14 protein-coding genes are annotated in these 13,953 nt (G+C 35.2%); 13 read left to right on the forward strand and 1 reads right to left on the reverse strand.

Features of this window, described 5'->3' with window-relative positions; translation table 11 throughout:
- Positions 1-6: 6 nt before the first annotated feature.
- The 7 genes from fmt to JUD45_RS04860 are packed head-to-tail and all read left to right on the forward strand — an operon-like array spanning position 7 to position 7,188.
- The gene (gene fmt / locus JUD45_RS04830) at positions 7-963 is read left to right on the forward strand and encodes a methionyl-tRNA formyltransferase (RefSeq protein WP_203619781.1); all 957 of its coding nucleotides are present in this window, start codon (positions 7-9) and stop codon (positions 961-963) included.
- On the forward strand, positions 953-2,290 hold the full coding sequence (rsmB, locus tag JUD45_RS04835) for a 16S rRNA (cytosine(967)-C(5))-methyltransferase RsmB (protein ID WP_138726887.1): 1,338 nt from the start codon (positions 953-955) through the stop codon (positions 2,288-2,290). Before fmt ends, rsmB begins: the two co-directional genes overlap by 11 nt.
- Before the next feature lie 2 nt (positions 2,291-2,292).
- Positions 2,293-3,024 carry a Stp1/IreP family PP2C-type Ser/Thr phosphatase gene (locus tag JUD45_RS04840; RefSeq protein ID WP_187155381.1) on the forward strand — a complete coding sequence of 244 codons (732 nt, stop codon included), beginning with the start codon at positions 2,293-2,295 and terminating at the stop codon, positions 3,022-3,024.
- A 12-nt stretch (positions 3,025-3,036) separates the two neighbouring features.
- Positions 3,037-4,932: a Stk1 family PASTA domain-containing Ser/Thr kinase gene (gene pknB, locus JUD45_RS04845; RefSeq protein ID WP_203619782.1), complete on the forward strand. Its 1,896-nt coding sequence runs from the start codon at positions 3,037-3,039 to the stop codon at positions 4,930-4,932.
- 45 nt (positions 4,933-4,977) lie between these two features.
- Positions 4,978-5,877 carry a ribosome small subunit-dependent GTPase A gene (rsgA, locus tag JUD45_RS04850; protein WP_138726884.1) on the forward strand — a complete coding sequence of 300 codons (900 nt, stop codon included), beginning with the start codon at positions 4,978-4,980 and terminating at the stop codon, positions 5,875-5,877.
- Between the two features lie 10 nt (positions 5,878-5,887).
- Positions 5,888-6,538 (forward strand): ribulose-phosphate 3-epimerase, encoded by a 651-nt coding sequence (gene rpe / locus JUD45_RS04855; RefSeq protein ID WP_138726883.1) that lies wholly within the window; start codon positions 5,888-5,890, stop codon positions 6,536-6,538.
- Positions 6,539-6,540: 2 nt separating this feature from the next.
- Complete coding sequence (locus tag JUD45_RS04860; protein ID WP_187155383.1) at positions 6,541-7,188, forward strand: thiamine diphosphokinase; 648 nt, start codon at positions 6,541-6,543, stop codon at positions 7,186-7,188.
- A gap of 87 nt (positions 7,189-7,275) precedes the next feature.
- On the opposite strand, the gene rpmB is transcribed toward JUD45_RS04860, so the two are convergent.
- Positions 7,276-7,461, reverse strand: coding sequence for a 50S ribosomal protein L28 (gene rpmB / locus JUD45_RS04865; RefSeq protein ID WP_034531080.1), 186 nt, complete (start codon positions 7,459-7,461; stop codon positions 7,276-7,278).
- Between the two features lie 227 nt (positions 7,462-7,688).
- Between rpmB and JUD45_RS04870 the strand changes: the two genes are divergently transcribed.
- From JUD45_RS04870 to rnc, 6 genes are all read left to right on the forward strand, one after another.
- Positions 7,689-8,048, forward strand: a complete 360-nt coding sequence (locus JUD45_RS04870) for an Asp23/Gls24 family envelope stress response protein (protein WP_034531081.1) — start codon at positions 7,689-7,691, stop codon at positions 8,046-8,048.
- A 16-nt stretch (positions 8,049-8,064) separates the two neighbouring features.
- Entirely contained in the window at positions 8,065-9,741 is a 1,677-nt protein-coding gene (locus JUD45_RS04875; RefSeq protein ID WP_373301485.1) for a DAK2 domain-containing protein, read from the forward strand.
- 51 nt (positions 9,742-9,792) lie between these two features.
- The gene (gene recG, locus JUD45_RS04880; protein WP_203619783.1) at positions 9,793-11,826 is read left to right on the forward strand and encodes an ATP-dependent DNA helicase RecG; all 2,034 of its coding nucleotides are present in this window, start codon (positions 9,793-9,795) and stop codon (positions 11,824-11,826) included.
- Between the two features lie 13 nt (positions 11,827-11,839).
- Positions 11,840-12,880 (forward strand): phosphate acyltransferase PlsX, encoded by a 1,041-nt coding sequence (gene plsX, locus JUD45_RS04885; RefSeq protein WP_187155385.1) that lies wholly within the window; start codon positions 11,840-11,842, stop codon positions 12,878-12,880.
- Between the two features lie 49 nt (positions 12,881-12,929).
- Entirely contained in the window at positions 12,930-13,178 is a 249-nt protein-coding gene (gene acpP / locus JUD45_RS04890) for an acyl carrier protein (protein ID WP_034531085.1), read from the forward strand.
- A gap of 62 nt (positions 13,179-13,240) precedes the next feature.
- The gene (rnc, locus tag JUD45_RS04895; protein ID WP_034531086.1) at positions 13,241-13,933 is read left to right on the forward strand and encodes a ribonuclease III; all 693 of its coding nucleotides are present in this window, start codon (positions 13,241-13,243) and stop codon (positions 13,931-13,933) included.
- Positions 13,934-13,953: the final 20 nt, after the last annotated feature.

Here is a 13,953-nt window from a genome sequence, read left to right on the forward strand (position 1 = left end):
GATAAAATGAAAAAAGTTGTATTTATGGGAACTCCATCATTTGCAGTTCCTGTATTAAAAGGGTTAGTGGAAAGTGACGACTATGATGTACAAGCAGTCGTGACCCAACCAGATCGACCTTTTGGAAGAAAAAGAGTATTAAAACCATCACCAGTAAAGGAAGCGGCACAAGAATTATCAATTCCAGTGCTTCAGCCTGAAAAAATTAGTGGTAGTGATGAAATGGAAAAAATTATAGAAATTAATCCTGATTTCATTATCACCGCTGCTTTCGGTCAATTCTTACCGGAAAAACTATTGAATGCTGCCAAGATTGCTGCGGTTAACGTTCACGGTTCATTGTTACCAAAATACCGTGGTGGTGCACCTGTTCAATATTCATTGATTAATGGTGACAAGCAAACGGGAATTTCAATCATGTACATGGTTAAGAAGATGGATGCTGGGGATGTCTTATCTCAACAGGCATTGGATATTCAACCAGATGATGATACCCAATCATTATTTGATAAGTTAAGCATCATTGGTCGAGATTTACTTCTTGAAACATTACCAAAGGTGGCTTCTGGGTATGTTAACCCAACTCCACAAGATGAAGACAAGGTCGTATTTTCACCAAACATTACAAGAGAACAAGAAGAATTAGACTTTAGTAAGTCTGCTTTTCTAGTCAATCGCAAGATTAGAGCACTACGTCCATCACCAAATGCATTTGCCATAATGTTAGGAAAACGTACTAAGTTTTGGAGTGCTAAACCTTTAGATGAAACCACTGACTTAAAGCCTGGTCAAGTTGTCGAAAAGACAAAGAAAGCTTTGAAGATTGCCTGTGGAGATGGAACGGTTCTACAACTTTTGGAAATCCAACCTTCAGGTAAACCAAAACAACCAATCAACGCATTCTTAAATGGTGCAGGTCAATCAATTCAACAAGGAGATATGGTGATAGAAGATGTCAAGTAACCCTAGATTACTGGCTGTAAAGACGCTTAGTAAAATTTCAAACGGAGCTTACTCCAACCTACAACTAAACCAAGTCATTGAAAATAGTGACTTAAGCAGTCGTGATATTGCATTGCTTACCAACATTGTTTACGGTGTTATTCAACATCGTTTAACATTGGAGTACCAATTAAATCACTTCCTAAAAAATGCCAATAAGGTGGATGACTGGGTTAAGGAATTGTTGTATTCTGCGATTTATCAAATGGAATACTTGGATAAAATTCCTACCAGAGCCGTCTTTAATGAAACCATCAAGATTGCGAAGAAAATGGGTCATGACGGAATTAGGAGATTAGTTACTGGTGTTCTTCATCAAATTCAAAGAAAAGGATTACCTGACTTTTCTGATATTGACGACCCAATTAAGAAACTTTCAATTGAATACAGTATTTCTGAATGGATGATTGAAGAGTTGAACAAACAAGTGGGTGAAGAAAAGACACTTTCCATCCTAAAGAGTATTAATCAACCATCAAAGCAATCAGTGCGTTTTAATTCTAAGTTAATTAGTAAGCAATCATTGTCAGATAAATTAAAAGCTGATGGGTATGGCGTGCAAAACAGTAAGCTGGTTGAATCTGGACTAATCTTAACCAAGAAGTCTGCTAGTTACAGTGATACTTTTAAGAATGGTCAAATGACAATTCAAGACGAAAGTGCAATGTTACCAGTTGAATCCATGGACATTAAAGAGTCCGATGTAATCCTAGATGCTTGTTCAGCACCTGGTGGAAAAACCACTCAAATTGCAGAACACCTATCCAAAGAAGCTGGTGGTCATGTTGAAGCGTTGGATTTGCACAATAATCGTTTGAAGCAAGTGCAAAAGAATGCTGAACGACTAGGTGTTAGTGACGTGTTATCTACTCAAGCTTGTGATGCAAGAAAGCTTGATGATTTATATGATGATGAAACATTCAACCAAATTTTAATTGATGCACCATGTTCAGGAATTGGTTTGATTAGAAGAAAACCAGAAATTAGATACGAAAAGAAGATGGAAGATGTTAAAAAATTAGCATCTATTCAATTGGACATTCTAACTTCTGCTGCCAAAAAACTTAAAAAAGGTGGTAAGCTTGTTTATAGTACTTGTACCATTTTGAATCAAGAAAATTCAGACGTAATTGATGAATTCTTAAAACAAAATCCTGATTTTAAACGTGTTGATCCAGTTTCAAAAATGGGTATCCCGCTAAATGATGGTTACATTCGAATCTATCCAGACGATTATGATTCTGATGGATTCTTCGTTTGTAATTTAATAAAAAACGGTGGTGAATAGAAATGGAAGTTGCTGCTAATTCTGTTATTGGTAAACAAAGAATTAGTAATGAAGATTATGTTGGCTATTTTAAAAATCAACAAGGCGCGCTAATTGCAATCCTGGCCGATGGAGTTGGGGGAAGCAATGGTGGTGAAATTGCTGCTTCAACAGCTGTTGATTTTATTGGACAAGCTTTTCAAAATCATCATATTAGTTCAATTATCGATACTAAAGCATGGCTATCTAAAACAATTAGCGATGTAAATAATAAGATTGTTGAAATGGGAATTAAAGATGAAAGCTTAAGTAAAATGGCAACCACTGTTGTTGTTGCATTGTTCTTTGGAAATCAATATCTACTAACCCATCTGGGAGATAGTCGTTGTTATTTATTAAGAAGTAGTCAGCTTAAGCAACTTACCGTCGATCATTCATACATCAATTTTTTAATTGAAAAAGGCGAGGTTAAAGATGGAGAAAACGTCGATTCAAATTTACAAAATGTAATTGTAAAGGGTCTAGGTGTTTCTTCAGATGCAGATGTCGACATCTCAAACATTCAGTTTAGACCAGGTGATCAACTACTATTGTGTAGTGATGGTTTGACTAAGATGGTTAGTGATGAGACAATCTCAAAAATTTTAAATATGCGATTAAGTGGACAGGAAAAGATTAATCGTCTAATCGATACTGCCAATGATAATGGTGGAAAAGATAATATTTCTGCTATCTTAATCGATGATTTAGGTTAGGAGTGATCGTTTATGGAAAAAGGATACGTTTTAAATGACCGCTACAAAATCATCGATAAGATTGGTGAAGGTGGGATGGTTAATGTTTATCTTTCATATGATATGAAAGAAAATCGTCTTGTCACAATTAAGATTATTCGAATTGATTTTCAAGGTAGTCAAAAGGCTAAACGTCATTTTAAATATGAAAAGCTAGCTATTAATAAGCTAAAGAGCAAACACATTGCCCAAGTTTACGACTTGAATCAATCAGGAGACTTACAATATTTAGTAACCGAATACGTTGATGGACAGGACTTAAAGAATTACATTCAAAAGCACTATCCAATCAGTATTGATAAAGTTATTGCGATTATGGCACAACTAATTGATGCGGTTTATGAAGCTCATAGTCACGGAATTATTCATCGTGATTTAAAACCTCAAAACGTGTTAATTGATAAGAAGGGTGTCGTTAAAGTCACAGACTTTGGGATTGCATTGATTGAAAGTCAAAATGCATTAACTCAAACCAATGCGGTTGTTGGTTCAATTCACTATATTTCACCCGAACAAGCATTGGGCAAGAAGGTTACTACCCAATCAGATGTTTATTCATTGGGAATTATCTTATACGAATTACTTACAGGTAAGGTTCCTTTTGATGGCGATTCCCCAGTAAATATTGCAATGAAGCATACCAAGGAAAACTTACCTTCTATAATTGAACAAAATAGTTTAGTTACTCAAGCACTAGAAAATGTTGTGATCAAGGCAACTGCTAAAAAGTTGACCGATCGATACAGTTCTGTGTTGGACATGAAGGAAGACCTTCTTACTTCAATGAGTAAAGAAAGAATGGATGAAGCTAAATTACATTTCATGATTCCTAAAACTGAAATCGATGATGGAGAAACAAAGGTTTTGGACCTAAAGGATCTAAACAAATACCATGATAATCATGTAGAAGAAGATCATGAATATAAGGATAAATACCGAATCTTTAAATTACTCACGTTAATTGTGATACTATTTGCCTTTATTTCGGGAATATTTTTATTCTTTAACTTTACTTTCTTCACACGAGTAACGGTACCAAATGTTTCCAACATGTCGATTAGTAAAGCTACGAAAGTTTTAAAGAAATCCCATTTAATTGTCAGCAAGATTAAATACACTTATAACACTGATGTTGCAGTTAATAAGGTAATTGGTACTAATCCAGCTAAGGGAACTAAAATGATTAATCATTCTGGAATTGTTTTGAAAGTTTCCGGTGGTTATAAGAAGGTCAAGATGGATAATTACCTTGGTGATTCAGTTGATTCGGCTGAGCATTCATTGACAACAATGGGATTCACAGTTAAGAAGTCATACAGTTATGACACTTCATTTAAGTCGGATACCATCCTCAGTCAAAGTATTCGTCCGGGAACCTTGGTTGAACCACATAACACAACAATTAACTTGGTAGTTGCTGTTAACACTAGGAATTTTAAGATGCTTAATTTAATTGGTAAGACTGAAGAACAGGCAAGAAACTATGCGAAGGAAAATCATTTAAACGTTAAAGTATTCTACGAAAATTCTAAAAGCCAACCTGCTGGAAAAGTATACCAACAAAGTCCATCAACTGGTTTGTTGTTGAGCTACGGTGACGAAGTGGAACTTTGGGTATCTAAGGGAAATTCTGATAACAAAAATTTGAGAAGAAGCGTTAACGTCTCTGTAAAATTACCTTATAAAAAGGTTGATAATAGTGGTTTAAATAAGATTACGATTTATTCCAATAAAGATGGCGGCAATGAAAAATTCTATCGAACCATCTATATAAATAAAGATACAACCATTAGCATTCCTTACAGTTTGAAGAAAAATCAAAAACCGCAATATCGAATTTATCGAAATGGTGATTTGATAATGAAGTAATGCAAGGTATAATAAAAGTAGTAAATAAATTAACGAGGTGATACATTGGCTGAAGGAAAAATTTTCCAATCCCTAAGTGGATTCTATGATATTATTAGTGACGGAAAGATATACCGAACAAGAGCTAGAGGTAACTTTAGAAAAAGAAAAATAACTCCTTTAGTTGGTGATGACGTCGAGTTTGAATCCAGTTCACAAAAAGAAGGATACTTACTAAAGATTTTTGATCGTAAAAATTCATTGGTGAGACCTCCAATTGCGAACATTGATCAAGCCGTAGTTGTTACTTCCGCTGTTCAGCCAGATTTTTCATATAACTTGTTAGACCGTCAATTAGTTGCTGTTGAAATTAACAAAATTACACCAATCATTTACTTTACTAAGACTGATTTATTAGATGATAAACAGTTTGAGTACTTTAAAGGTGTTAAGAAGGTTTATGAACAAGCTGGATATAAGGTTATCCTTCCTAGCAATAGTGATGATAAAGCTGAATCAGTTAATGAAATTAAATCATTGTTTGAAAATAAAGAAACTGTCTTTATGGGTCAAACTGGGGCAGGTAAATCAACATTGTTGAATCAAATCTCTCCAGATTTAAACTTAGCAACTGGTGAAATTTCCATGGCATTAAACCGTGGTAAACATACAACTAGAAAAGTCAGCTTTATCCAAATTAATAATGGATTAGTAGCTGATACACCTGGTTTTTCATCTTACGAAGCTTTTGATATCAGACCTGAAGAACTAAGGGATTACTTCCCTGAATTCAGAGCAAATGCTGATAGATGTAAATTCAGGGGATGTGTTCACATCAATGAACCTGGTTGTGCAATCAAGGCAATGTTAGATGAAGATGAACTATCACATGAACGCTATCATGATTATGTTCAGTTATATGATTTATTAAAGAATAAAAAACCAATTTACAATAAAAAGAAATGAGGAATTAATAATGATCAAAGTAGCACCATCAATCTTAAGTGCAGATTACTTAAACCTACAAAGAGATATTGAAAAAGTTGAAAAGGACGCAGAACTATTACATATTGATGTAATGGACGGTTCATTTGTTCCTGCAATTTCATACGGTCCAAACTGGGTTCCACAAATCAGAAAGATTTCTAACTTAGTATTAGATGTTCATTTGATGGTAGTTAACCCTGAAAGATTCGTTGATGAATTTGCAGACAAGGGTGCCGACATCATTGGTGTTCATGTTGAAGCAACTCCACATATCCACCGTGCTTTACAAATGATTAAGAACAAGGGCGTTAAGGCTGAAGTAGTAATCAACCCAGGTACCCCTGTAGAAGCTATCAAACCAGTACTATACATGGTTGACCAAGTTCTAGTAATGACTGTTAACCCTGGCTTTGGTGGTCAAAAGTTCTTAGACGAAACTGTTAAGAAGATCAAGCAATTAGACGACATCAAGAAGGCAGAAGGATACGACTTTGACATCGAAATTGATGGTGGAGTTAACAACGAAACTGTTCAAGCTGCTGCCAAAGCTGGTGCAACTGTTGCAGTTGCTGGTTCATACGTATTCGGTGCTAAAAATCCTGCTGAAAGAATTCAAGCAATTAAGGACGCTACTAAATAATTATGAAAACGATCAATTTATTAGTCGGTGGGCCAACTGATTTATGGCCTGATAGTTTAAGACAAGGCAAAATCGATGGCGATTGGATTGGAGTCGATCGAGGGAATGTGTGGTTAGTTCAAATGGGAATTAAACCATTAATTTCAATTGGTGATTTTGATTCAATGGATCAATCTGAATTTGAAATTATTTCAAACAACGTTTCTGACATTCGAACCTATAATCCTGATAAAGACTATACTGATACCCAACTAGCATTAAAGATTGCATCCGATGAATTAAAGGCGGATGTCATAAATATCTTTGGTGCCACTGGTGGTAGAATTGATCACTTTATTTCTAACTACTTATTGGCGACTGAACCTAAATTTAGGGATATCGTTGGAAAAATTAGAATTATTGATAAACAAAATGTAATTCAATACTTTACTCCGGGACAACATGAAATTACAAAGATTGATATGATGCATTACTTAGCGTTTATTCCAATGAATGCGATGCACTTATCAATTCATGATGCGGTATATAAACTCGATAACTACTATGTTGAAAGACCGTTTGCTTATTCTAGTAATCAATTCGATGGTGATAAATGTCACTTCGATTTTGATGATGGGGTATTATGTGTGATCCAAAGTAAAGATGCATAGAAAAAAGAGAACTGATTGTATCAGTTCTCTTTTTTGTTATTTAGGGTATAAAAAAAGTCTGACATTAAGAGTCAGACTTAAATATTGTTAGGCACGAGTAACTTTACCTGATTTTAGAGTACGGGCACTAACCCAAACTTTCTTAGGCTTTCCATCTACAAGGATACGAACCTTTTGTAGATTTGGCTTCCAGCTACGACGTGAAGAATTCAAAGCATGGGAACGTTTGTTACCATAATGAGTTCTTTTACCATTAATAAAATCTTTAGCCATTGGTAAATTCCTCCTTTAATTGATTTCTAGTCAAAAGCGTTGCTTTTATTACATCTCACTCTAATAATTTAGCATATTGAAGCCTGTTTTGCAATGCTTTTCTTTCAAGTGAATATACTTGACAGCCTTCGCTATTCATTATATCAATACTTTAGCTTTTTTTAAACATGTGGTAATATTATATTACGAATATATTAAGAAATCTATCTTTTAAGGAGGCTATTGTGATGGCCGTAAAAATGAGAACTGATTATGGATTAATTGATATTGATAACAATGTAATTGCCACCGTAGTTGGTGGAGCTGCTACCGATAACTACGGAGTTGTTGGTATGGCAAGTAAAAATCAAATTCGAGACAATGTAAACGATATTTTGAAAAAAGATAACTATTCCCGTGGAGTTGTGGTAACACAACAAGATAATGATGTTGCTATTGAAGTAAATATCATCGTTAGCTACGGTACTAAAATTTCAGAAGTATGTAAAAATGTTCAAAGCAAGGTTAAGTACAATTTGGAATCTATGCTTGGCATTAGTGCAAGTTCTGTTAATGTCGTTGTTCAAGGTGTAAGAGTTCTAGACTAAAAGGAGGTTCATTTTTGTGTCTATTTCAAATATAGATAGATCAAAATTTGATCAAATGGTGCAAGCCGCTGCTACTACCCTTAATAATAATGCAGAATTTATAAACTCACTTAATGTTTTCCCAGTTCCAGATGGTGATACTGGTACTAATATGAGTATGTCTTTCCAAAGTGGGGCTGATTACGTTAGTCGTGATACTAGCGAATCTGTTGGAGAATTATCTCAATCATTAGCTAAAGGACTATTGATGGGAGCAAGAGGTAACTCTGGAGTTATCTTGTCACAAATCTTTAGAGGTTTCTCAAAGTCTGTTGCTGAAAAGGATAACCTTTCTGCTCAAGACATTGTAGAGGCTTTTAAAAGCAGTGAAAAAACAGCGTATGGTTCAGTTATGAAACCAACTGAAGGAACAATTCTAACAGTTATTAGAGGGATTTCTGAAGCAGGTCAAAGTGCAACCACAAACGACCTAGCTGAATTATTTGATATTTTAGCTGATGCTGCTGAACAAGCTCTTCAATCAACACCTGATTTGTTACCAGTATTGAAACAAGTTGGTGTTGTTGATTCAGGTGGACAAGGTTTAGTTTTCGTTGTTAAAGCATTTAGTGATGTTTTAAATGGACGAGAAATTGAAGCGAGTCATCAACCAAATACTGGTGAAATGGATCAAATGATTGATGCAAGTCATGAACAAAGTCATGAAAGTGCACAAGGTAAGTTAAACCCAGACGACATTAAGTTTGGATACTGTACCCAAATCATGGTTAGAATTGGTCGCGGTAAGGAAGTTGAATACGACTTTGACTACGATAAGTTCTATGATTATTTAGCCGGTTTAGGTGATTCATTATTAGTTGTTAATGATGATGAAATTGTTAAGGTCCACGTTCATACTGAACAACCTGGTGAAGTTATTTCATGGGGACAAAAGTTCGGTGACTTAGCCAACGTTAAGATTGATAATATGCGTCTACAACAAGAAACAATTATTGAAAAAGACGATGAAACTAAGAAAGAAACCAAGTCTGAACCAAAAGAAACAGCAATTATTGCAGTTGCTTCTGGTGACGGAATTGGTGAACTATTTACCAGTCTAGGTGTTACTGATGTTATCAAGGGTGGTCAAACCATGAACCCAAGTACTCAAGACATTCTAGATGCTATTAACAATAGTAATGCTAAGAAAGCAATTATTCTTCCAAACAACGGTAATATCTTCATGGCTGCTCAACAAGCTGCTGATGTTGCCGAAATTCCTGTTGAAATTGTTCATGCTAAGACAATTCAACAAGGTTTAACAACAATGCTTTCTTTCAATCCTGATGCTAGTCTAGATGATAACGTATCTGAAATGGAAGATATGTTAGACACAGTAGTTAGTGGAGATGTTACTAACGCTGTTAGAGACACCGAAATTGATGGTGTGAAAATCAAGAAAGACGATTACATGGGAATTATCGATGGTAAGATTAAGGTTGTTAAAGACGACTTAAATGAAACTACTATCGATATGATTAAGGAAATGCTTGATGAAGATAGTGAAGTCGTAACCATTATTTATGGTGAAGGCATGACACAAGATCAAGCTGATGAATTAGCTGAACAGGTTGAATCAATTGATGATGACTTAGAAGTTGAAGTTCATCCGGGAGGACAACCAGTCTACCCATACTTAATTTCTGTTGAATAAAATGTCGGAGGTTTCTCCGATTTTTTTATTACATAAGTAAAATGAGGTGATATGTTGAAGGATTTAAACGATAGTGTGTCCGTTTTAAAGGGTGTTGGTCCTAAAAAGGTCGAAGCTTTGGATGAATTGGGTATTGATACTATATATGATTTATTGACATATTACCCATTTAGATACGATGATTTTCAAGTCAAAGACTTATCGCAAATTGAAGACCAAGAAAAGGTTACGATTAAGGGTAAGATTGCAGCTGATCCAGTGGTTGCACACTTCGGTCGGAAAAGAAATCTATTAAACATAAGACTATTGGTTGATAACGACGTCGTAAAAGTGACATTTTTTAATCAGCCATGGTTAAAGAAACAGCTTCCGGTTGGAAAGGAAGTTCTTATATATGGTCGTTTTGATAAATCTAAGGCATCATTATCAGGAATCAAGATTTTATCTTCGGTTGATGGTAATGAAATGAATCCAATTTATCCCGCTAACAAGCATATTCGTCAAAAAACAATCAGTGACTTGGTGAAGTTGGCGTTTAATGAATACAAGGATGTAATTGATGATGTCATTCCAGAAGATATTATTGAAAAATATAAGTTGGAATCACAAAGACAAGTCATTCAGGATATGCATTTTCCCAATGACACTAAGGATGCGTACCTAGCCAGAAGAACTGCGAAATTTAATGAGTTCTTCTTATTTCAAATGCGTTTGCAAGCATTAAAGAGCGAAGAACAAAAGGATGCTGGTTTAGCCATTAAGTTTAATCAAGATGATATGGATGCCTTTATCAACCAACTTCCATTTTCATTAACAAATGCACAACAGCGTGTGGTAAATGAAATCCAAAATGATTTATCATCGACTCGTCAGATGAATCGTTTGCTTCAAGGGGATGTAGGTTCTGGTAAAACAATTGTAGCTGCTTTAGCAATCCTGGCATGTATTGATGGCGGATATCAAGCGGCGTTAATGGCACCGACTGAAATATTGGCTGAACAACATGCTAATAAACTAGCAACACTCTTTAAAGATACAAAAGTGAATGTAGCGTTGCTAACTGGTGATACTAAACCAGCCGCTAGAAAAGAACTTTTACCAAGAATTAAGTCTGGTGAAATTAACTTGGTTATTGGAACCCATGCTTTGATTCAAGATAGCGTTGAATACAAGAATTTAGGTTTAGCCATTATCGATGAACAACATCGTTTTGGTGTAAATCAACGTGCCAAGTTAAGACAGAAAAACGATGGAACTAATGTTTTAGCAATGACGGCAACCCCAATTCCTAGGACCTTAGCCATTACATCATACGGGGAAATGGATGTTTCAATTATTGATGAACTACCTAATGGTCGCCAACCGGTAAAAACCGCATGGATTAAGGAAGGGCAATTCAAGAATTCTGTTGGGTTTATCAAAGAAAGATTGAATGCCGGAGAACAAATTTACGTGGTAACACCACTGGTTGAAGAATCAGAAGCTGTCGACATGAAGAATGCCATCAACATCTATGAGAATTTTAAGAATATGTTTGAACCAGAATTCAAAGTTGGTCTACTTCATGGTAGAATGAAAGATGAAGATAAAAATTTGGTGATGACAGAATTTAAAAACAATGAGTTTCAAATTTTGGTCTCTACGACAGTTATTGAAGTAGGTGTGGACGTTAGTAATGCCACTATGATGATAGTATTTAATGCTGATCATTTTGGATTGGCTCAGTTACATCAATTACGAGGTCGAGTTGGAAGAGGAAGTAGTCAGTCATACTGTTTATTAGTATCTGATCCCAAAACTGAGACAGGTGTTAAACGAATGAATGTCATGGTCGAAAGTAACGATGGTTTCGTTATATCGCAAAAGGACCTAGAACTAAGAGGACCTGGTGATATCATGGGTAAAGCACAATCTGGTCTTCCTGATTTTAAGGTAGGAGATCCGGTTGCAGATTTAACGATGCTAAGCGTTGCTCAGCAAGAGGCAATTCAGATTGTAAGTACAAATGATTGGAAAAACAATCCAATGTATAGTAAATTATATAGTTACGTTCACCAAAAAAATAATAAGAAAATGTTTGATTAAAGGAGTTTTATAAATGAAAATCTCAATTGATGCCATGGGTGGAGACAACGCCCCATTAGAAGTTGTTAAAGGGGTAGAAATGGCAAGAGACCAATATCCTGATATTGAATTCAAGTTATTCGGTCAAATCGATAAAGTTAAACCATTAATTCAAAACGAAGAAAGAATTGAACTAGTTCAATCTGACGAAGTTATTGAAATGGGTGAAGAACCTGTTAAGGCCGTTATGAAGAAGAAAAACTCAAGTCTAGACATGGCTGCTCAAGCTGTTAAAGATAAGGAAGCAGATGCATTCTTCTCAGCTGGTAACACTGGTGCTATTCTAGCTGCTGGTCTATTCATTATTGGTAGAATTAAGGGAATTGATCGTCCAGGTCTTGCCACTACTTTACCAATCGTAAATGATGAGGATCATGATAACTTCGTTATGCTAGATGTTGGTGCTAACGCTGAATCAAAACTATTCAACCTATACCAATATGCATTCATGGGTAAGTACTATGCTGAAACTGTTAGACATATTGAAAACCCACGTATCGGTCTATTAAACAACGGTACTGAAGCAGATAAAGGTGATTCATTACATAAGGCAGCTAACGAAATGCTATCTAAGGATGAAAACCTAAACTTCATTGGTAACGTTGAATCACGTGAATTATTAAATGGTGCTGCCGATGTTGTTGTTACTGATGGTTTTACTGGTAACGCTGCATTGAAGGCAATCGAAGGAACTGCACTTTCATTACTTACTCTAATCAAGGGTGAAATCATGTCTGGTGGCGTTAAGTCAAAAGTTGGTGCTTTAATGCTTAAGCCAACATTCAAGAAGATTGCTAAGGAAATGGATTACTCACAATATGGTGGTGCCGTATTAATGGGTACTAAGGCTCCTGTTGTTAAGGCTCACGGTAGTAGTGAAGCTGTTACAATCAAGAACACTATTTTCCAAATTAAGACAATGATTGATAACAAGACTATTGATGACGTTGTTGAATATTTTGATAAGCATGCTGATGATATGCAACAAATCAAACAAAACGCCAAAAATAACTAAAAATCTGTTATAATTAGAATTATCAATTACGATTTTAAGGAGATAGATTATGACTAAAGAAGAAGTATTTAACAAAATTGCTGATATGGTTGCTGATCAATTCAGTATTGATAGAGATACCATTAAAGGTGATTTAAACTTTCAAAACGATTTAGACGCTGATTCAATTGATTTTGTTGAGTTTGTATTATCTCTAGAAAGTACTTTTGGTACTGATATCTCAGATGAAGATGCAGAAAACATTAAGACTATTGATGAAGCTGTAGACTACGTTATGTCTAACGCTGATAACAAATAATTAAAAAGGCGATTACTCAATAGTAATCGTCTTTTGTTGTATTATTCACTGGAGGGAAAGACTTGGAAAAAGAATTTGATGATTTATTAGAAAAACGATTTAACATTAAGTTCAAGGATGAATCATTATTAGATGAAGCCTTTACTCAAGCTTCATACGTTAATGAACATCCAGGTAAGAATTTGAAATTTTATGAACGAATTGAATTTTTGGGTGATGCTGTATACGAACTAGTAGTATCAGAATACATTTATAAGCGTTATCCAAATTTACCACAAGGCCGTTTGACTAGACTAAGAGCCGCAATGGTAAATGAACACAGCTTTAGTAGTTTCGCTAGAGAATGTGAATTTGATAAATACATTCGTTTAGGTAAGGGTGAAGAAAAAGCTCAAGCTAGAACTAGAGATTCACTACTATGTGATATTTTTGAATCATTCATTGGTGCGGTATACCTTGACCAAGGAATGGAACCTGTAGTTAAGTTTTGTCATCAAGTAATTTTCCCTAAATTAGATGAGGGATGGTTTGACGAATTCTTTGATCACAAAACTGAATTACAAGAATTAGCACAATCAAATGGACCAGTTGATATTGAGTATCACTTATTGGACGAAAACGGTCCGGAAAACGATCGTCGCTTTAAGGTATCCGTTACCATCGATGGCGTTGAAAAAGGTGTTGGCTTAGGTCACTCCAAGAAAAATGCAGAACAAGGTGCTGCTAAGAAGGCAATTAAAAACCTTACAGAATAAAAACAGGATGGGGAAATCAC

The sequence above is a fragment of the Apilactobacillus nanyangensis genome (assembly GCF_016861915.1).
Lineage (GTDB): Bacteria > Bacillota > Bacilli > Lactobacillales > Lactobacillaceae > Apilactobacillus > Apilactobacillus nanyangensis.